The organism is Allobosea sp. GW823-FHT01F03, from assembly GCF_058798075.1.
Window position 1 is genome coordinate 5,464,876 of sequence record NZ_CM179505.1, and the last position, 18,974, is coordinate 5,483,849.

Consider the following 18,974-nt stretch of genomic DNA (forward strand, 5'->3'; position numbering starts at 1 on the left):
CCTTCGCTATGCTGGGCGGGTTGAGCTACGGAGCCCGCCCGCAATGCGTCTGAAGCAGTCGCTTCTCGTCTACGCCAATGTGCTGCTGCTGGTCGCAGTTGCGACGGCCCTCGCCGCCACGGTCGTCTCCTTCGCGACGCTGGACAGCGTCTCGGCGATCTACATGCTGCCGGTCCTCATCGCCGCCGTCCGCTACGGAACTGGACCGGCGATCATGGCCGCCCTCCTGGGTGCATTGCTGACGACGCTGTTCTACCCGCCGCTGTTCAGCGTGAAGGTCTTCCGTCTTCCGCAGTTGATCGACCTCGTGACCTCGCTGGTCGTCGCCCTGGTGATCGGGCAGCTCGCCGGGCGGATCCGCCAGGAGATGCTGCGGGCCCGAAACCGGGAACGCGAGATCCGGCAGCTCTACCAGCTCGGCGGCGCCATGGCGGCCGCCGGAGATGCCGACGCGATCTATGGCATCGTCGCCGACCATATGACGCAGGTCCTGGCCCGGCCAGTGACAGTGTTCCGGATGTCGCCGCGCGGACACATCGAGACAGTCCGCGCACCGACCGGCAGCGCGGTGCCGGAGGCGTTGACCGCGGCAACGGGCAACTTTGGCCGCGGCGTAGCGAAAGGCGCAGCGGCCCCGGTCGCACGCGTCGATCTCGGCACGCAGGGACACTGGCTGCTCTGCCGGCTCGGCGCGCAGGACCGAACCGATGCGGTGCTGGCGGCTACACTCGGCGATCTCGGCGAAAATCCGGCCGAAGAGCTGGTGGCTCAGGCGAGCTCGATCCTCGCCGAAGGCTCGCGTTCGCTGGAGCGGCTCGGCTTGTCCAAGGCGGTCGAGGAGCGCAATCTGCGGCAACGGACGGACGAGTTGCGCGACATCCTGATGGAATCGGTTTCGCACGATCTACGAACGCCAGTCGCCAGCATCATGGGGGCTGCGAGCGTCCTCGCCGAGGCACCCGGCATTGCCGGCCGCCCGGAGCTCGCCGAGTTGCCGGCTGCGATCGGCAGCGAAGCGCGGCGTCTCGATCAGCGCATCCAGAACCTGCTCGACGTCACCCGCATCCGCTCCGGCGCGCTGCAGCCACGCCTCGACACGGTCGACGCCGCCGATCTCATCAATGCCGCCTTGGAAGGCGCTGCAGCGAACCTGCGCGGCCGCAGGATCGAACGGCATTTCACGGATGACCTACCCTTCCTGCGCATCGACCCGATCCTGATCGAGCAGGCGCTGATCAACCTCCTCGACAATGCCGCCAAATTCGGCCCGGCAGCTGCCGCCATCGCAATTTCGGCATCGGTCGAGGCGGAGAAGCTCGTCCTCGCGGTTCAAGACCAGGGGCCGGGTCTCGATGCCGCCGAGAGCGAGCAGATATTCGAGCGCTTCCATCGCGGCGAGCGCCATGCCGACATCGCCGGCGGCAGCGGGCTGGGCCTCGCGATCGCCAAGGTCTTTGTGGAGGCCAATGGCGGAACGATCGAAGCCTTGAGCGAAGGCCTCAACCGGGGCACGACCATGCGGATCGCGCTGCCCCTCGCCGCCGACCAGCCAACCAGAGATGATGATGAGTGAAGCCACGCGCTCGACCCCACCGCTGCTGGCGCTGGTCGTCGACGACGAGCCGGAGATCCGCCGCTTCCTGCGCACCGGGCTGGAGATGCGGGGCTTCAGGGTCGTCGAAGCCCCGACGGCGCGCGAGGCCATCGAGCTCGCCGTCATGCGGGCGCCTGATCTGGTGGTGCTCGATCTCGGCCTGCCCGATGCCGACGGAGCGAGTGTGCTCGCCGAGCTGCGTTCATGGTCGAAGGTGGCGGTGATCGTGCTTTCGGTGCGCAGTTCGGAGGCCGAGAAGGTCGCATTGCTCGAAGCCGGCGCAGACGACTACATCGTCAAGCCGTTCGGCATGGCCGAACTGCTCGCCCGTGCCGGCGTCGTGCTGCGCCGGGTGGCGACGCGCAGCGCACCGGCGCCTGTCCTGCGCGTCGGCGGGCTGACGCTCGATCTCGCCCAGCGGATCGTCAGCCGCGACGGCGTCGTCCTGACCCTCTCACCCAAGCAGTTCGCGCTGCTGCGGGCGCTCGCCGCTCATCACGGACTGGTCCTGACCCACCGCCAGCTGATGCGCGAGCTCTGGCCGCACGATCCCGACGAGGACGTGCAGTATCTGCGCATCCTGATGAAGAAGCTCCGCAACCGGATCGAGCCCGACCCTGCCCGCCCGATCTATGTCGTGACCGAGCTGGCTGTGGGCTACCGGCTGCGCACGCAGGAGCAATTCGACGCAGCCGGCTATGCGATGGCTATGCCCTAGCCTCATACGCGCCATGGAACGGCTAAGCGCATAGCTGCTAGCTCCCGACGAAGTCCGCGCGGCGAAAGAGCCGCGCAGAACCGCGGCAGGGAGCGTTCATGTTCAAGATCTGGCTGGCGCTCGCCTCGATCGGCGGCATGGCTTCACTCGTCGCGATAGCCTGGCTGTTCTGCCGGCAGCTGCTGCCGCTTTCCCGCGCCATCGACAAGCTCGGCGAATGGCTCGGCGTGATCGCGAGCTGGCTCGTCCTGCTCGCCTGCCTGGTCAGCGCGATCAACGCGACGGTGCGCTACCTCGTCTCCTACAGCTCGAACGCCTGGCTCGAGCTGCAATGGTACATGTTCGCCGGCATGGTGCTGCTCGGCGCCGCCTATACGCTGAAGGTCAACGAGCATGTCCGCGTCGACCTGATCTACGGCACGATTTCCGACCGTGCCCGCCACTGGATCGACCTGCTCGGCGGCGCGATCTTCCTGACGCCGATGTGCCTGGTGATGATCTGGTTCACCTGGCCCTGGTTCGTCCAGGCCTGGACGCTGAACGAGAGCTCCAGCAATGCCGGTGGCCTGATCCGCTGGCCGGTCATCCTGCTCCTGCCGGTCGGCTTCGCCCTGATCCTGCTCCAGGGCTTCTCCGAGATGATCAAACGTGCGGCGGCGCTGCGCGGCTTCCATCAACACGAATACGCTTACGAGAAGCCGCTGCAATGATCGACGCCATCCGCGACAATCTCGGCCCGATGATGTTCGCGGGCCTCGTGCTGTTCCTGCTGATCGGCTACCCGGCGGCGTTCTCGCTCGCGGCGGTCGGCCTGTTCTTCGGCTTCGTCGCCATCGAGATGGGTGTGATCAGCCACACCTATATGGGCAACCTGACCTTCCAGCTCTACTCGATCATCTCGAACGACCTGCTGCTCTCGATCCCGTTCTTCACCTTCATGGGCGCAGTGCTCGAGCGCTGCGGCCTCGCCGAAGACCTGCTCGACTCGATCGGCCAGCTCTTCGGCAGCGTCCGTGGCGGGCTGTCCTATGCGGTGATCTTCGTCGGTGCGATCCTCGGCGCGATCACCGGCACGGTCGCGGCCTCGGTCATCGCGATGGGCGTGATCTCGCTGCCGGTGATGATGCGCTACGGCTACAATATGCGGCACGCCACCGGCGTGATCGCCGCCTCCGGCACGATCACGCAGCTGATCCCGCCCTCGCTCGTGCTGATCGTCCTCGCCGACGTGATGGGCAAGTCGGTCGGCGACATGTATGCCGGCGCGATCGGCCCCAGCATCGTCCAGGTCGCGCTGTTCTGCGTCTGGGTGATGATCCTCAGCATCCTCAAGCCCGAGCAGGTGCCGGCGCTGCCGCCGGAGGCACGCACCCTGTCCGGCTGGCCGCTGGCCGTGAAGTGCATCCGCGGCATCGTCCCCTCCGGCGCGCTGATCTTCCTGGTGCTCGGCACCATCTTCCTCGGGCTGGCGACCCCGACCGAGGCAGGCGCGATGGGCACCGTCGGCTCGCTGATGCTCGCGGCGATGTACGGGACACTGACCAGGAAGCTCACCTACCAGGCGATGTCCTCGACAATGCGGATCACCGCGATGGTGACCTTCATCCTGATCGGCGCCCGCGTCTTCAGCCTGGTGTTCCAGGGCGTCGGCGGCGGCCTGTGGATCGAGCACATGCTGACCGGGCTGCCCGGCGGTCAGGTCGGGTTCCTGACCTTCACCATGGTGTTCATCTTCTTCATCGCCTTCTTCCTCGACTTCTTCGAGATCGCCTTCATCATCATCCCGCTGCTGGCCCCGGCGGCAACCAAGCTCGACATCAACCTGATCTGGTTCGGCCTCCTGATCTGCGCCAACATCCAGACGGCGTTCATGCATCCGCCCTTCGGCTTCGCGCTGTTCTATCTGCGCGGCATCGCGCCGCCGCAGGTGAAGAGCCGCGACATCTATCTCGGCTCGATCCCGTGGATCGTGCTGCAGCTGATCCTCGTCGGGCTGATGATCATCTTCCCTGAGATGGTAACCTACTGGCTCGAAAAGCCGGTCACGCTCGATCCCGCGGCGTTGCAGAAACAGTTCGACGCCCTGCCCTCAGTCGGCACGTTCGACCTGGAGGGACTGGCGCCGCCCAAGCCCTGACGCTGCCTCGGTGGCAAGCCCGCACCTCTGCGTAAGGCGCGCGCGGCCGTCAGGCTTCGTCGAGCGGGAGGTCGAAACTGCTGCCGGCCAGCACGGCTTCGACCAGGCTTTCATAGGGCGCGGGGTCCAGCCCCTTCTCCGCGAGCCAGGCCGGATCGTAATAGGTCTTGCTGTAGCGTTCGCCGGCATCGCAGATCAGCGTGACCAGCGAGCCCTGCCGACCGACCGCCTTCATCTCGCCGGCGAGCCAGCAAAGGGCGAGGAAATTGGTTCCGGTCGAGCCTCCGACGCGGCGACCGAGCCGACGCGACAGCACGTTCATCGCCGCGATCGAGGCCGCATCGGGAATGCGGACCATCCGATCGACGACCCCCGTCACGAAGGAAGGCTCGACGCGCGGACGGCCGACCCCTTCGATGCGCGAGGCGCGCTCGCAGCGGCACTGCGCATCCGCCAGGCGGTAGCCGTCGAAAAAGGCGGAGTGCTCGACATCGGCGACGCAGAGCCGGGTGGCATGGCGCTTGTAGCGCAGATAGCGCCCCAGCGTCGCCGAGGTGCCGCCCGTGCCCGCGCTCATCACCATCCAGCTCGGGACCGGATGCGGCTCGCGCTCCATCTGGCGGAAGATCGCTTCGGCGATGTTGTTGTTGCCGCGCCAGTCCGTCGCCCGCTCGGCATAGGTGAACTGGTCCATGTAATGGCCGCCGAGCCGGCGGGCGAGCGCCTCGGCCTCGGCATAGAGCAGGCTGCCATCCTCGATGAAATGGCAGGTCCCGCCATAATGCTCGATAGCGGCGACCTTCTCGCGCGAAGTCGAACGCGGCATCACCGCATAGAAGGGCACGCCGATCATGCGGGCGAAATAGGCCTCCGACACCGCCGTCGACCCCGAAGACGCTTCGACGACCGCCGTGCCTTCCCGGATGTGGCCGTTGCAGAGGGCGTAGAGGAAGAGCGAGCGTGCCAGCCGATGCTTCAGGCTGCCCGTCGGATGGGTCGACTCGTCCTTCAGATAGATGTCGATGCCGGCGAGCTTCGGGCATTCGAGCTTGAAGAGATGCGTGTCGGCCGAGCGGTGCTGATCGGCATCCAGCGCCGCGACGGCCTGGTCGACCCAGTCGCGGGAACAGGATCTGGGAATGGCGGGACGAACGATCATGCACGAGGACCAGCAAGGAGAATCCTCCCATTATGCCTATTTCACCCGTGCCCGCCACAGCAGCCAACCGCACCGCGGGGGGCGCAAGCCGGCGGCAGCGGAGCCGGCACGCGCGGGCTGCCATGCCTGCCGCGCATGCGATGAGCGCGCGAGAGGGTCGCGGCCCAAAGCAATGTCGTAGTAGGAAGGCGGGCGATGCGACGCTCCGGGCCCGGCGCGCGCCGAGCACGATATCGCCCTGGCCGGTGCGCGGCGCCATCGCTGCCGCAACCCGTGCCTTGCAGGCATCCGGATGTGGAGAAACCGATGAAGATTGCGGTCATGGGTGCCGGAGCGGTCGGCTGCTATTACGGTGCGATGTTCGCGCTGGCCGGCCATGCGGTCACGATGATCGGGCGCCCCGCGCATGTCGAGGCGATGCAGGCGGACGGCATCGTGCTGCTGAAGGCCGGCACGCGCCATCGGGCACCGGTACAGGCCACCACCGAGCCCTCGGGCGTCGCAGGCGCCGAGCTCGTGCTGATCTCGGTCAAGTCGGACGACACGGTCGCCGCCGCCACGGCGATCGCCCCACACCTTGCCGACAATGCCCGGATCCTCAGCCTGCAGAACGGCGTCGACAATGCCGAGCGCCTCGAAGCGGTCTTCGGCCGCGCCGTCATCCCCGCGGCAGTCTATGTCGCGGTCGAGACGCTCGCGGCCGGGCAGGTCCGGCACAATGGCCGCGGCGAACTGGTGATCGGCGCCGGCCCGGATAGCGAGGCGCTGGCGCAGAGCTTCGCGCAGGCCGGGATCCCGACCGATGTCTCGGCGAATGTCCGGGACGTGCTCTGGACCAAGCTGACGATCAACTGCGCCTATAATGCGCTCTGCGCGATCGGAGAGCTGCCCTATGGCGCGATGGTCGGCGTCGCCGGCGTCCCCGAAGCCATGGCCGATGTCGTCGCCGAATGCCGCGCCGTCGCCAGTGCCGCCGGCGTCCGGCTGCCCGATAATCTCGGCGACGCCGTCACGGGACTGGCCGCCGCGATGCCGAGCCAGTTCTCCTCCACCGCGCAGGATCTCCAACGCGGCAAGAAGACCGAGATCGAGCATCTCAACGGCTATGTCGTCAGGACGGCCGAGAAATTCGGGATCAGCGTTCCCGCCAATCGCATGCTGCTCGCCTGCATCCGCCTGCGCGAGGAATTCAACAACCGGGCCTCCTGAGCCGCAACGAGGCCGGCAACCGATCCGGACGCCGACGATGGGCGCCCGCGAACCTGAAGCAGGAAAGAAGCGTGACCATGCCTAGCAAGATTGGGGTCATCGGCGTCGGCCTGATGGGCCACGGCATCGCCCGGAACATTCTCCTCAAGGGCCATGGGCTGACGGTGATGGAGCATCCCGGCAACCAGCCGCTGGACGAGCTCCTCGCCGGTGGAGCCGCCACCCACACGACCTCGGCCGAAGTGGCGCGCGCATCGGATGTGGTCATTCTCTGCGTCACCGGCTCGGCCGAGGTCGAAGCCGTGCTGTGCGGCCCGTCCGGCCTGCTCGAAGGGCTGCGCCCCGGCGCCATCGTTGTCGACTGCTCGACCTCGGTGCCGGAATCGACCAAGAAGATGGCCGCGCTCGTCGAGAAGGCGGGCGGGCGCTTCATCGACGCGCCGATGACCCGGACCGCCAAGCACGCCCATGAGGGCAAGCTCAATCTGCTGGTCGGCGGCCTGGCGGCGACGCTGGACGAGGTCCGCCCGGTTCTCGCCTGCTTCGCCGAGAACATCACCCATGCCGGCCCGCTCGGCGCCGGCCATCGCATGAAGCTGCTGCATAATTACGTCTCGCTCGGCTTCGTCACCCTGCTCGCCGAGGCTTCGGCCTGCGCCCGCCGCTCGGAGGTCTCGCTCGACGTCTTCGTCGAGGTGCTGGCGAGCGGCGGCGGCAGCGGCGCGGCGCTGGAAAGGCTCAAGCCCTTCCTGCTCGCCGACGATCCGAGCGGCCTGCAGTTCTCGATCGCCAATGCGCTGAAGGATCTCAGCTATTATACGCAGATGGCGCAGGATACCGGTGCCGCGCAAGGCATCGCGACGGCGGTGCGCGAAACCCTGGCGCAGGGCGTCGAACGCGGCGGCAGGCAGGCCATGCTGCCCGAACTCGCAAAGATGCTCTGAGCCCTTTCGCCATCCGGCCATTCGGAGGCCGCGCCGCCTGCTCGCAGGACGGCGCAGTTTCCGGGTCGGGCGGCTGACCCCCGCAGCGAGAACCTCACCCAATAGCAATCGAACTGCCAACTCAAGCAATCGAGAGCTCGATTTCTGTACGAGGCCGGCGTCCACGCACCCGGATACGACCCGGCGTCAATTGACAATGATCGCGCACGGGACGAGAACATTGGATCACTAAGGCAGCAAGGACCGATTGCCTTGCGGCGCGAGTATTCAGCGCCAGTTCGACCGCCGGGCGAAGCCGAGGTTCGGCCATGGCTGGAGGAAAGCAACGCGCGGGATCTGCCGACGCACCGTGGCGGGCATGGCCGGCGCGGCTTGCAGAGCTTGTGTCCTCCCCGCGCCTCCCCCGCATTCCCTCCGACGGTTTCTTGTACTGCCGGGACTGTTTCGACGCTTTCCCGCCTGGAGCATGCGCGCGCGAGGCGGATACCGGTTCGCGCCAGGACAATCCGATAAAACAAAGAGACAGAGCATATTCGCGCTTCGGAGAGGCGCGGATATGCGCGAGCGGCATCTTACTCGGCTAAGGTCGCGACGCGGCCCAGGCGCCGCGACCATCACTGGTCTGCTCATCAAGCCCTCGGCAAGGATGACAGAGGATGGCTATCGCAATCGCACTGATCCTGGTTGTGATCGGCTCGGTGGTCTTCCACTTCGTGAGCCCGTGGTGGTGGACGCCGATCGCCTCCAACTGGGGCTATATCGACCAAACCCTGATCATCACCTTCTGGATCACCGGTGCGGTCTTCGCCGCCGTCGTGCTGTTCATGGCCTATTGCGTGATCCGCTTCCGCCATCGCGAGGGCAACCGCGCCGCCTATGAGCCCGAGAACAAGCGGCTCGAAGGCTGGCTCGCGATCGGCACCGGCATCGGTGTCGCAGCCATGCTCGCGCCCGGCCTCGTGGTCTGGCATCGCTTCGTCACGGTGCCGGCCGATGCTGCGACGGTCGAGATCGTCGGCCAGCAATGGCAATGGAGCTACCGGCTGCCGGGCGCGGACGGAAAGCTCGGCGCCACCGACATCGCCCATGTCACCCCGGAGAACCCGCTGGGGATCGCCCCGAACGACCCGCATGGGCAGGACGACGTCATCATCCAGGGCGACCCGCTGCATCTCCCGATCGGCAAGCCGGTCAAGCTGCTGCTGCGCTCGCTCGACGTGCTGCATAACTTCTACGTGCCGGAGTTCCGCGCCAAGATGGACATGATCCCGGGCGTCGTCACCTATTACTGGCTGACCCCAACCCGTCCCGGAACCTTCGAAGCGCTCTGCGCCGAACTCTGCAGCACCGGCCACGCCTTCATGCGCGGCGGCGTCACCGTCGAGCCCGACGAGAACTACCAGGCCTGGCTGCAACAGCAGAAGACATTCGCCCAGTTGCAGGCGCCGTCGAGGGCGCAGGCGAAGAATTAGGAGCGGCTCCGGCCAGCCCGAACCGGGCAGCCCGGACCGGCGGAAGCGGAAAGGTCTCGCGATGGCGGACGTGACGCATGGCGTGGCAGGGCCGGTACCGACGGCGGGGCACGACGATGTCGAGCTCTACCACCCGAAGAGCTGGATCACGAGATATGTCTTCTCCCAGGACGCGAAGGTCATCGCGATCCAGTATTCGGCGACGGCGCTGGCGATCGGACTGGTCGCGCTCGTGCTGTCCTGGCTGATGCGGATGCAGCTGGCCTTTCCCGGTCTGCTCTCCTTCATCGACGCCAACTACTATTACCAGCTCATCACCATGCACGGCATGATCATGGTGATCTACCTCTTGACCGCGCTCTTCCTGGGCGGCTTCGGCAACTATCTGATCCCGCTGATGCTCGGCGCACGCGACATGGTCTTTCCCTATGTCAACATGCTGAGCTTCTGGATCTATTTCCTCGCCGTGCTTGTCCTCGTCGGCGGCTTCTTCGTGCCGGGCGGGCCAACCGGCGCCGGCTGGACGCTCTACCCGCCCCAGGCGATCCTCGCCAACACCGCCGGCCAGCAATGGGGCATCATCATCATGCTGGTCTCGCTGATGCTGTTCATCATCGGCTTCACCATGGGCGGGCTGAACTATGTCGTGACCGTGCTCCAGGGGCGGACTCGTGGCATGACGCTGATGCGCATGCCGCTGACGATCTGGGGCATCTTCACCGCCACAGTGATGGCGCTCCTGGCCTTCCCGGCCCTGTTCGTCGGCGCCGTGATGATGCTGCTCGACCGGGTCATCGGCACCAGCTTCTTCATGCCCTCGATCATCGCGATGGGCGAGCAGCTGGCCTATAAGGGCGGCAGCCCGATCCTGTTCCAGCACCTGTTCTGGTTCTTCGGCCATCCCGAGGTCTACATCGTCGCGCTGCCGGCCTTCGGCATCGTCTCCGATCTGATCAGCACCCATGCCCGCAAGAACATCTTCGGCTATCGGATGATGGTCTGGGCGCTGGTGGCGATCGGGGCGCTGAGCTTCGTGGTCTGGGCGCACCACATGTATGTCAGCGGCATGCATCCCTCCTTCGGCTTCTTCTTCGCCACGACGACGCTGATCATCGCCATCCCGACCGCGATCAAGGTCTACAACTGGATCCTGACGCTGTGGCGCGGCGACATCCACCTGACCCTGCCGATGCTGTTCGCGCTCGGTTTCATCGTGACTTTCGTCAATGGCGGGCTGACCGGCCTGTTCCTCGGCAATGTCGTGGTCGACGTGCCGCTCTCCGACACGATGTTCGTCGTCGCGCATTTCCACATGGTGATGGGCGTCGCGCCGATCCTCGTCGTCTTCGGCGCGATCTATCACTGGTACCCGAAGGTGACCGGACGCCTGCTCGACGAGACCCTCGGCAAGCTGCATTTCTGGATCACCTTCCTCGGCGCCTACGCGATCTTCTTCCCGATGCACTATATCGGGCTGATGGGCGTGCCCCGGCGCTATCCCGAAATGGGCGCGATGGCGTTCGTGCCGCCTTCGACGGTGACGCTGAACATCTTCATCACCGTGGTGGCGCTGATCGTCGGCGCGGTCCAGCTCGTCTTCCTGTTCAACCTGATCTGGAGCCTGAAGCGGGGCCGGCCTTCCGGCGGCAACCCCTGGCGGGCGACCACGCTCGAATGGCAGACGCCGCAGACCCCGCCCGCCCATGGCAACTGGGGCAAGGAGCTGCCGGTGGTCTATCGCTGGGCCTATGACTACAGCGTGCCCGGCGCCGCGCAGGACTTCCTGCCGCAAAACCAGCCGCCGGCGCCGAGAGTGGGATAGGGGGCCGGCCATGGCGGTGATCCTCCTCTTCATGACGGTCATGGCAGGCATTGCCGGCTGGTGGCTGCTGCGCCAGGGGCTCGGCGCCAAGCCCTGGCTGGAGGTCGGCATCGCCGGCGAGGCCGACTGGACGGGCCCGGCGCCCCGCCCGACTGCGAAGCTCGGGCTTGCGGCCTTCCTGGCCGTCGCCGGTTCGCTGTTCGCGCTGCTGGTCAGCGCCTATTTCATGCGCAGCGGCATGGCCGATTGGCGGCCGCTGCCGATGCCCGCCGTGCTGTGGTTCAGCACCGGCCTGCTGGTCCTGAGCAGCGTCGCGCTGCAGACGACCGTCACCGCCGCACGCCGTGGCGAGCTCGACGGCGTCAGGTCCGGCCTGCTCGCCACCGGCGTGTCGGCGCTGGCCTTTCTCGCCGGTCAATTGCTGGCCTGTCGGGAACTCGGCGCCGCCGGCTATTTCGCCGTGGCCAACCCGGCGGGCGCTTTCTTCATCCTGGTCACCACGATCCACGGCCTGCATCTGCTCGGCGGGCTGGTGGCGCTCGGCCGGACGGCCCTGCGGGCCTTTGCCGCGCCGATGGCTGGGGCGCCCGAGGCGCTGGCAGGCCTGCGGCTCAGCGTCGAGCTCTGCGCCACCTACTGGCACTTCCTGCTTCTGGTCTGGCTCGTGCTATTCGCCCTGCTGATGCGCTGGACCGACGATCTGATCGAGATCTGCCGGGCGCTGCTGACTTAGGCGCGAGTGCGAACACGGAGTGAACTACCCGGCGGCGGCATCCGCCATTTCGACGAGATCCGGATGTAGGTTCGAAGATCATCCGGCTCCCGGCTGCGAGCGAGGCGAGCGATGAACGAGGTCTTGCCGTCCACTGCGCATACCGAAGCCAGGCCTGCCGCGGGCTGGCCGGGCATCGTCTCGGACTGGTCGTCCGATCGTCAGGCCTTCAAGGGCGTCTCCTGGGGGAAGGCCATGATGTGGGTCTTCCTGCTCAGCGACACTTTCGTCTTCGGCAGCTTCCTGATCGCCTACATGACGGTCCGCATCTCGACCACCGTGCCCTGGCCCAATCCGAGCGAGGTTTTCGCGCTCGAGATCGCCGGCCACCATCTGCCGCTGATCCTGATCGCGATCATGACCTTCGTGCTGATCAGCAGCAGCGGGACGATGGCGATGGCGGTCAATTTCGGCTATCGCCGCGACCGCCGCAAGACGGCGATGCTGCTGCTCCTGACCGCGCTGCTCGGGGCCAGCTTCGTCGGCATGCAGGCCTTCGAATGGTCGAAGCTGATCTCGGAAGGGGTGCGGCCCTGGGAAAATCCCTGGGGCGCCGCGCAATTCGGCTCCAGCTTCTTCATGATCACCGGCTTCCACGGCACGCATGTCACGATCGGCGTGATCTTCCTCGTCATCATCGCACGCAAGGTCTGGCGCGGCGATTTCGACGACGGGCGGCGCGGCTTCTTCACCAGCCGGCGCGGCCGCTACGAGATCGTCGAGATCACCGGGCTCTACTGGCACTTCGTCGATCTCGTCTGGGTCTTCATCTTCGCGCTGTTCTATCTCTGGTGAGGGAGGCTTTCATGTCGCAACCGACGAGCCCCGCCTCGGTGCAGGCGCCACCCCAGGGCGAGACGCAGCACCATCCGATCAGGCTCTACCTCGTGGTCTGGGTCTGGCTGTTCATCCTCAGCGCCTGCTCCTATCTGGTCGACTATTTCCAGCTCGTCGGCCTGCTGCGCTGGTCGCTGATCCTGCTCTTCATGGCGCTCAAGGCCGGGCTGATCATCGCCGTCTTCATGCACATGGCCTGGGAGCGGCTGGCGTTGAGCTATGCGATCCTGCTGCCGCCGCTCGTGCTGCTGGTCTTCGTCGGCATCATGATCATCGAGGCGGACCATACCCTGCTGTCACGGCTGACCTTCTTCTCCGGTTCCTGAGCAGGCCGTCGCGGCTTTCGCCTTCCTGCCGTCGTCAGAGGAGTCTGTGCCCATGGTCGCCAAGGAACTGAAATTCGCCTCGGAGGCGCGCGAGGGCATGCTGCGCGGCATCGAGATCCTCGCCGATGCGGTCAAGGTGACGCTCGGGCCGAAGGGCCGCAATGTCGTGATCGAGAAATCGTTCGGCCCGCCGCGGATCACCAAGGACGGTGTCGCGGTCGCCCGCGAGATCGAGCTTTCCGACAAATTCGAGAACATGGGCGCCCAGATGGTCCGCGAGGTCGCCGCGAAACAGCATGACGCGGCCGGCGACGGCACGACGACCGCGACCGTGCTCGCCCATGCCATCGTCAGGGAGGGCGCCAAGGCGGTCGCTGCCGGGATGAACCCGATGGATTTGAAGCGCGGCATCGACATGGCGGTCGAGGCTGTGGTCGCCGATCTCAGGCGGAATGCCAGGAAGGTCACGGCCAATAGCGAGATCGCCCAGATCGGCACGATCTCGGCCAATGGCGACGAGGAGATCGGCAAGATGATCGCCACGGCGATGAAGAAGGTCGGCAATGAAGGCGTCATCACGGTCGAGGAGGCGAAGACCGCGCTGACCGAGCTCGACATCGTCGAGGGCATGCAGTTCGACCGCGGCTACATCTCGCCCTATTTCATCACCGATGCGGAGAAGCTGCGCGCCGAGCTCGAAGACGCCTATGTGCTGATCCATGAGAAGAAGCTCTCGGCCTTGCAGGCCATGCTGCCCCTGCTCGAAGCCGTGATGCAGACCGGAAAGCCGCTGCTGATCATCGCCGAGGATGTCGAGGGCGAGGCCCTGGCGACGCTGGTCGTCAACCGGCTGCGCGCCGGGCTCCGGGTCGCCGCAGTCAAGGCCCCGGGCTTCGGCGATCGCCGCAAGGCGATGCTCGAGGATATCGCCATCCTGACCGGCGGCACCGCCATTTCGGACGATCTCGGCATCAAGCTCGAGACGGTGACGCTCGACATGCTCGGCCGGGCCAAGAAGGTGATGATCGAGAAGGACAGCACCACGATCGTCGGCGGTGCCGGCCGCAAGAAGGACATCGAGGCCCGGATCGCACAGCTCAAAGCGCAGACCGAAGAGACCTCCTCGGATTACGACCGCGAGAAGCTGCAGGAGCGTCTCGCCAAGCTCGCCGGCGGTGTCGCGGTGATCCGCGTCGGTGGCGCGACCGAGACCGAGGTCAAGGAGAAGAAGGACCGTGTCGACGATGCCATGCACGCCACCCGCGCCGCAGTCGAGGAAGGCATCCTGCCGGGCGGCGGCGTGCCGCTGCTCAGGGCCCGCAAGGCGCTCGCCGCGCTGAAGCCGGCCAATGGCGACCAGCGCACCGGCGTCGAGATCGTGCGCCGCGCGCTGCTGGCCCCGGCCCGCCAGATCATCGAGAACGCCGGCGCGGAAGGCTCGATCATCGTCGGCAAGCTGGTCGAGGCGACCGACTACAACTGGGGTTACAACGCCGCGACCGGCGAGTTCCAGGACCTGATGGCCAATGGCGTGATCGACCCGGCCGAGGTGGTTCGCACCGCACTCGAAGACGCAGCCTCGATCGCGTCGCTGCTGATCACCACCGAAGCGCTGATCGCCGATCTGCCGAAGAAGGAAGCGACCTCGGCCATGCCGGGCGGCATGGAGTTCTGAAACGTCGGCTGACCGGCCTGTTGCCGCGATCAGCGCAGCTCGATCGCGGTCTCGACGACGTGTTGAAGCGCCGGCGCATCCTCCGAGGTCAACGTCATGCGCAGGCGCACATTGCTGCGCCCTTGCAGGCTGCCTTCGCGCACGATGCGCTCGATCTCACGCTGCGAGGTGACGCCGACCTCCTTGAGGAATTTGCGGATGGCCATGTTGAGACGATCTTCATCCATGCTCGATCTCCAGGGCTTGCCGCCGGAACGGGGCAGATCCGGGCATGATAGCGCAAACCGCCTGCCGCGCGTCGCTGCGGCGCTTCGCCGCCAGAAGCCGCGACAGTTCAGGTCATGCGCGCGAGCAAGCTGCGGAAACCGGGCAGCACGCGCAAAGTAAGCCAGCACAAAAGAACGCCGCAGACGCCGCCGGCAATCTTGACCAGCAGGTCGCCAAGCCGCGCATGCCGGTCAGCCGAGACCAGCTGGACGAGCTCCAGCCCGACTGCGACTCCGGCGACAAAGAGCAGGACGGTGCCGATCCGCCGGGGATGGAAGGCTGCGAACAGGAATCCCAGCAGCCAGAACGCGGCGAAGCGCTCGAAATGAGCGGAATGGCTGATCCGCGGACGCATCTCGAGCGAGGACAAGGTGGCGAAGACGATGAAACCCAGCAGAAGCCAGGGCAGCAGGCGCAGCAAGAATCTCGGCTTCATGAACTGCGGCTCTCCGGCTCGGCGATGCGCGCGCCTTGTCGCGCGCCCTTCCCCCCGACGCAAGCCGGCCATAGCATCGGACCGAAAAGTGGCCTCCACTTTTCGGTCCGATGCGATAACACTGAGATAGATCACCGTGACTGCGTCCGAACGGACGCGCGGTGATCTATTGCGCCAGCGACGCGCGATAGACCTGCAGGGTCTGCTGGGCGACACCCGGCCAGCTATAGGTCTGCTCGACATGCAGCCTCTGGGCGCGGATTCGCTCCTCGCTCAGCGGATTCGCCATCTTGGTGGCGATAGCCCGTGCCAACGCGTCGATGTCGCCGAGCGGGAAGTAATCCTCGGCCGGCAGATCGATCTCCTTGTTCGCGGCGATGTCGCTGGCCAGGACCGGCAGGCCCGAGGCCATGGCTTCGAGCAGCGCGATCGGCATGCCTTCATGGCTCGAGGGCAGCACGAAGAGCGCCGCATTGGCGAAAAGCTCCGCCAGCCTGGCGCCGGTCTGAAAACCGGTCAGCACCACCCCGGGCGTACGCTTCGCGAGAGCCCGGACCTCGGCCGAATAGGGCGTCTCGAACTCCGCATCGCCGGCCAGGACCAGCTGGAAACCGGGACGATCGAGTTTGGCGAAGGCCTGGATCAGATCGCATTGGCGCTTCTCCGGGACGAAGCGTGCCGCCAGGAGGACATAGCGCTTCGGCTTCAGCGCGAACTCGGCGAGGATGCCGGTCTCCGCCGCTGGCGGGGCGAGGCTGACGCCGTTTGGAACGAAGGCGACGGGCGCGTGATAGCGCGCCGCCATGGTCCGCGCGACCCCGTTCGAGACCGCGATCCGGCCGTGCGACAGGCGCATGCCGAAATACTCGCCGAGCTTCAGTACGCTCCGGGCGAAGCCGCCCCATTTCTGGCGCTCGTAATCATAGCCGTGATGGGTGACGACGACCCGAAGACCGAGCAGACGGGCAAGCGGCACGAACAGGGCCGGTCCGACCGCATGGATATGCAGGATGTCGGGCCGGCGAAGCGCCGCGAGCCAGACACCGAGGAAGGTATGCACGATCGCTTCGAGCGCCATCTTGCGCGGTGCCCATAGCGGCAGGACGCGAATACCGTTCCATGAGCGAGAGCCGCCCTGCGGCAGATAGCGGCTGCGGCCGATGACCTCGACATCCCAGCCGCAGGAGTTCAATTCGCTGGCGAGCATCTCGACATGTTTCTCGACGCCGCCCTGGATATTGGGGATGCCCCGCAGGCCGAGAAAGACGATCCGCCGCCGCGGCTCCGACTTTGCCGGAGCGGAAGCCGACTGGCCCGGCGGCATCTCGATCGGAAGACTGGTCATGCTCGCCCCCTTCCGCCGCTCCCGGGCCTAATCGTCGACGACGCTGCAAGCCGACAGGCTTTGCACATGTTCCTTCTCAACCCGGTAAGGTCTCCCCGAGGACCGGAAAACTCTACGGCTGGAGAACGGCACGTCTCAAGCTGCCAGCCGACATAGGGAAAACAAGCATTCGACCGCAAGAGAAGCCATTGCCCGATTGCCATTTTCTATTCGTTAACCTTTACGCAAGGCAGCGTGTCCTGCCCTTCAGCCGGAGAGCGCGCTGTAAAGCGCGAGCGTGCGCTCCTGATAGGCGGTGGCGGAGAATTCCCGCGCGATCCAGTCGCGCCCCGCAAGCCCCATCCGCCTGCGCTCCGCGCCGGAGAGCGCCGCCAGCGCCGCCAGCTTGCTTGCAAGCCCCTGCACATCGCCGGCAGCGCTCAGCATCCCGGTCTCTCCCTCCCGGACCATTTCCGGAATGCCGCCGATCGCGGCACCGAGCACGGGGCGCCCGAGCGCATAGGCCTCCAGCACGCTGATCGGCGCGTTCTCATACCATTCGGAGGGCAGGACGAGCGCCTTCGCCCGACCGATCAGGCGATGCAGCTCATGCCCCGAAAGATGCCCGGCGAAGGTCACATCCGCACCGGTCCGGGCGACGAGCTCGCGTAATGCCGCCTCCTCCGGCCCGGATCCGGCCAGGACGAGCCGCTGCCCGGCGAGCGCGGTCGCCTCGATCAGCGTCGCGAGGCCCTTTTCCGGCGCGAGCCGCCCGGCGAAGACGAAATAATCGGCCTCGTCCCAATCCGTCTGGAAGCCCTGCACATCGACGAAATTGGGGATGTAGACCAGCTTCTCGCGCGGCCAGCCCCACTCAACCAGCTTTTCGAGATAGAAGCGGCTGGGCACCACCACCCGGTCGAGCTTGTCGCGATAGAGGCCGAGCGCCCGGTGCAGCATGGTTTCGACCAGGACCAGCCCGCTGAGTGCGACCGAATCCTTGACGCAGCGATGGCGCAGGACGTTGTGGATCCGCCCGCCCTTGCAGTCCTCGCAGACCTTGCCGGCGCGCAGCATCTTGTAGGACGGGCAGGCGAGCTTCAGGTCATGGGCCGTCATCACCACCGGAATCCCCGCGGACTTCAGGGTGGAGAAGATGGCGGGCGAGAGATGATGGTAGACATTGTGGGCATGGGCGATGGCAGGCCGCGCCTGCTCGATCAGCCGCCCGAGATTGCGCTGGGCCTCGACGGAGTAGATCACGCTGGCGGCCTGGGCGAGCTTGCGCAGCGGGCCCGTCTGCCGGCCGTACTCGATCTCGGAGACGAAATAGCCGGACCATGGCGAGGGCGCATTGTTCTCATGCTGCATGGCGAAGGGCACGACGTCCCAACCGAGCTGCGAGAACATCGCCATATGATCGAAGAAGACAGCTTCGGCGCCGCCGCGGCGGTAGAAGTAGTTGTTGATCGCCAGCAGGCGCTTCTCGGCAGGATGCGGGCTCGACATCCCCGTCGCCTCACCAGCCGAGCCGGTCGAGCGCACGCTCGACGGTCAGCACGCAACAGCCGCGCGCCAGCGCATGGGCCACCAGATGATCGAAGGTCTCCGGCCTGCAGCCATAGGGCGTCGGGCGCGCCGCGATGTCATGGGTGAAGAAGACGAGCCAGCCGGGCGCCCGCACCACCTCGTCGATCCAGCCGGTCAGGGCACGCGCCTCTTCCTCCGGCTGGCGGATTTCGACCGCCTTCAGCATCAGCGGATCGACGGGTCCGCGGTTGATCGCCTCGCCGCCCGCGCGGCAGCTGCGGAAACGGCGAGCGAACTCCGAACGGGCCAGTGGCCAGGCGGCATTGTAGGGAAAAGCGAAATTGACCGGTGGCAAGGCCACCCCCGCATCGGCGAGATAGGCTGCGTTGCGGTCGAGCTCGCCCGGCAGCTCCCGCCACGGGATGTCGCGAACCCGGCGATGCGAGAAGGTGTGGCAGCCGATCTCGTGGCCTCGTTCGGCCAGTTCCCGGCAACCTTCCGGCCCGATCAGGACCCGTTCAGGCTCGACCTGCCCGGCCAGCCCGCCGGCAATGTAGAAGGTGCCGCGCACACCATGGCTTTCGAGGATCGCGGCGCCCTGATGCAAGGCGCTGTCCGGCACGTCGTCGAAGGTGAAGGAAACCAGCGGGGTCTCGGTTTCGAGGGTGCGCGTCGGGCCGGAGAACCGCCAGATCAGCCGGTTCGCCAGCCGGTCGACCAGCCCGCCCTTTCCGTCGAATTGTTCGAACACG

General features: G+C 66.3%; 18 protein-coding genes. 12 read left to right on the forward strand and 6 right to left on the reverse strand.

Features of this window, described 5'->3' with window-relative positions; all coding sequences use genetic code 11:
- Window positions 1-43: 43 nt before the first annotated feature.
- The 4 genes from AC3RCC_RS26130 (at window position 44) to AC3RCC_RS26145 (ending at window position 4,449) form a co-directional block, all read left to right on the forward strand.
- A complete protein-coding gene (locus tag AC3RCC_RS26130; RefSeq protein ID WP_492257081.1) occupies window positions 44-1,573 on the forward strand; it encodes an ATP-binding protein in 1,530 nt (509 codons plus the stop codon).
- Complete coding sequence (locus AC3RCC_RS26135; protein WP_291635118.1) at window positions 1,566-2,312, forward strand: response regulator; 747 nt, start codon at window positions 1,566-1,568, stop codon at window positions 2,310-2,312. The genes AC3RCC_RS26130 and AC3RCC_RS26135 overlap by 8 nt, the downstream gene beginning before the upstream one ends.
- Before the next feature lie 137 nt (window positions 2,313-2,449).
- On the forward strand, window positions 2,450-3,022 hold the full coding sequence (locus AC3RCC_RS26140) for a TRAP transporter small permease subunit (RefSeq protein WP_291635209.1): 573 nt from the start codon (window positions 2,450-2,452) through the stop codon (window positions 3,020-3,022).
- Window positions 3,019-4,449, forward strand: a complete 1,431-nt coding sequence (locus AC3RCC_RS26145; RefSeq protein ID WP_492257082.1) for a TRAP transporter large permease — start codon at window positions 3,019-3,021, stop codon at window positions 4,447-4,449. Before AC3RCC_RS26140 ends, AC3RCC_RS26145 begins: the two co-directional genes overlap by 4 nt.
- Window positions 4,450-4,498: 49 nt before the next feature.
- Here the strand turns inward: AC3RCC_RS26145 and AC3RCC_RS26150 are convergent, their stop codons facing one another.
- Entirely contained in the window at window positions 4,499-5,608 is a 1,110-nt protein-coding gene (locus AC3RCC_RS26150; RefSeq protein WP_291635114.1) for a PLP-dependent cysteine synthase family protein, read from the reverse strand.
- 306 nt (window positions 5,609-5,914) lie between these two features.
- Here AC3RCC_RS26150 and AC3RCC_RS26155 point away from each other — a divergent pair, with 306 nt between their 5' ends.
- The 8 genes from AC3RCC_RS26155 to groL all read left to right on the forward strand — a co-directional run bounded on the left by AC3RCC_RS26155 (window position 5,915) and on the right by groL (window position 14,665).
- Window positions 5,915-6,817, forward strand: a complete 903-nt coding sequence (locus AC3RCC_RS26155) for a ketopantoate reductase family protein (RefSeq protein ID WP_492257083.1) — start codon at window positions 5,915-5,917, stop codon at window positions 6,815-6,817.
- Between the two features lie 77 nt (window positions 6,818-6,894).
- Window positions 6,895-7,761 carry an NAD(P)-dependent oxidoreductase gene (locus AC3RCC_RS26160; RefSeq protein ID WP_492257084.1) on the forward strand — a complete coding sequence of 289 codons (867 nt, stop codon included), beginning with the start codon at window positions 6,895-6,897 and terminating at the stop codon, window positions 7,759-7,761.
- A 656-nt stretch (window positions 7,762-8,417) separates the two neighbouring features.
- The gene (locus AC3RCC_RS26165) at window positions 8,418-9,233 is read left to right on the forward strand and encodes a cytochrome c oxidase subunit II (RefSeq protein ID WP_291635109.1); all 816 of its coding nucleotides are present in this window, start codon (window positions 8,418-8,420) and stop codon (window positions 9,231-9,233) included.
- 61 nt (window positions 9,234-9,294) lie between these two features.
- On the forward strand, window positions 9,295-11,055 hold the full coding sequence (locus AC3RCC_RS26170; protein WP_492257085.1) for a cbb3-type cytochrome c oxidase subunit I: 1,761 nt from the start codon (window positions 9,295-9,297) through the stop codon (window positions 11,053-11,055).
- 10 nt (window positions 11,056-11,065) lie between these two features.
- Window positions 11,066-11,788, forward strand: coding sequence for a cytochrome c oxidase subunit 3 (locus AC3RCC_RS26175; protein WP_291635105.1), 723 nt, complete (start codon window positions 11,066-11,068; stop codon window positions 11,786-11,788).
- 111 nt (window positions 11,789-11,899) lie between these two features.
- The gene (locus AC3RCC_RS26180; protein WP_492257086.1) at window positions 11,900-12,622 is read left to right on the forward strand and encodes a heme-copper oxidase subunit III family protein; all 723 of its coding nucleotides are present in this window, start codon (window positions 11,900-11,902) and stop codon (window positions 12,620-12,622) included.
- An 11-nt stretch (window positions 12,623-12,633) separates the two neighbouring features.
- Window positions 12,634-12,990, forward strand: coding sequence for a cytochrome C oxidase subunit IV family protein (locus AC3RCC_RS26185; RefSeq protein ID WP_492257087.1), 357 nt, complete (start codon window positions 12,634-12,636; stop codon window positions 12,988-12,990).
- Window positions 12,991-13,042: 52 nt separating this feature from the next.
- Window positions 13,043-14,665, forward strand: a complete 1,623-nt coding sequence (gene groL / locus AC3RCC_RS26190) for a chaperonin GroEL (protein ID WP_492257088.1) — start codon at window positions 13,043-13,045, stop codon at window positions 14,663-14,665.
- 29 nt (window positions 14,666-14,694) lie between these two features.
- Here the strand turns inward: groL and AC3RCC_RS26195 are convergent, their stop codons facing one another.
- The 5 genes from AC3RCC_RS26195 to AC3RCC_RS26215 all read right to left on the reverse strand — a co-directional run bounded on the left by AC3RCC_RS26195 (window position 14,695) and on the right by AC3RCC_RS26215 (window position 18,973).
- Window positions 14,695-14,892, reverse strand: coding sequence for a DUF6494 family protein (locus AC3RCC_RS26195; protein WP_291635097.1), 198 nt, complete (start codon window positions 14,890-14,892; stop codon window positions 14,695-14,697).
- Between the two features lie 107 nt (window positions 14,893-14,999).
- Window positions 15,000-15,503: a VanZ family protein gene (locus tag AC3RCC_RS26200; protein ID WP_492257089.1), complete on the reverse strand. Its 504-nt coding sequence runs from the start codon at window positions 15,501-15,503 to the stop codon at window positions 15,000-15,002.
- Window positions 15,504-15,534: 31 nt separating this feature from the next.
- Entirely contained in the window at window positions 15,535-16,692 is a 1,158-nt protein-coding gene (locus AC3RCC_RS26205; protein ID WP_492258836.1) for a glycosyltransferase family 4 protein, read from the reverse strand.
- A 267-nt stretch (window positions 16,693-16,959) separates the two neighbouring features.
- Window positions 16,960-18,201, reverse strand: coding sequence for a glycosyltransferase family 4 protein (locus AC3RCC_RS26210; protein WP_492257090.1), 1,242 nt, complete (start codon window positions 18,199-18,201; stop codon window positions 16,960-16,962).
- A 10-nt stretch (window positions 18,202-18,211) separates the two neighbouring features.
- Window positions 18,212-18,973, reverse strand: a complete 762-nt coding sequence (locus AC3RCC_RS26215; RefSeq protein ID WP_492258837.1) for a polysaccharide deacetylase family protein — start codon at window positions 18,971-18,973, stop codon at window positions 18,212-18,214.
- Window position 18,974: the final 1 nt, after the last annotated feature.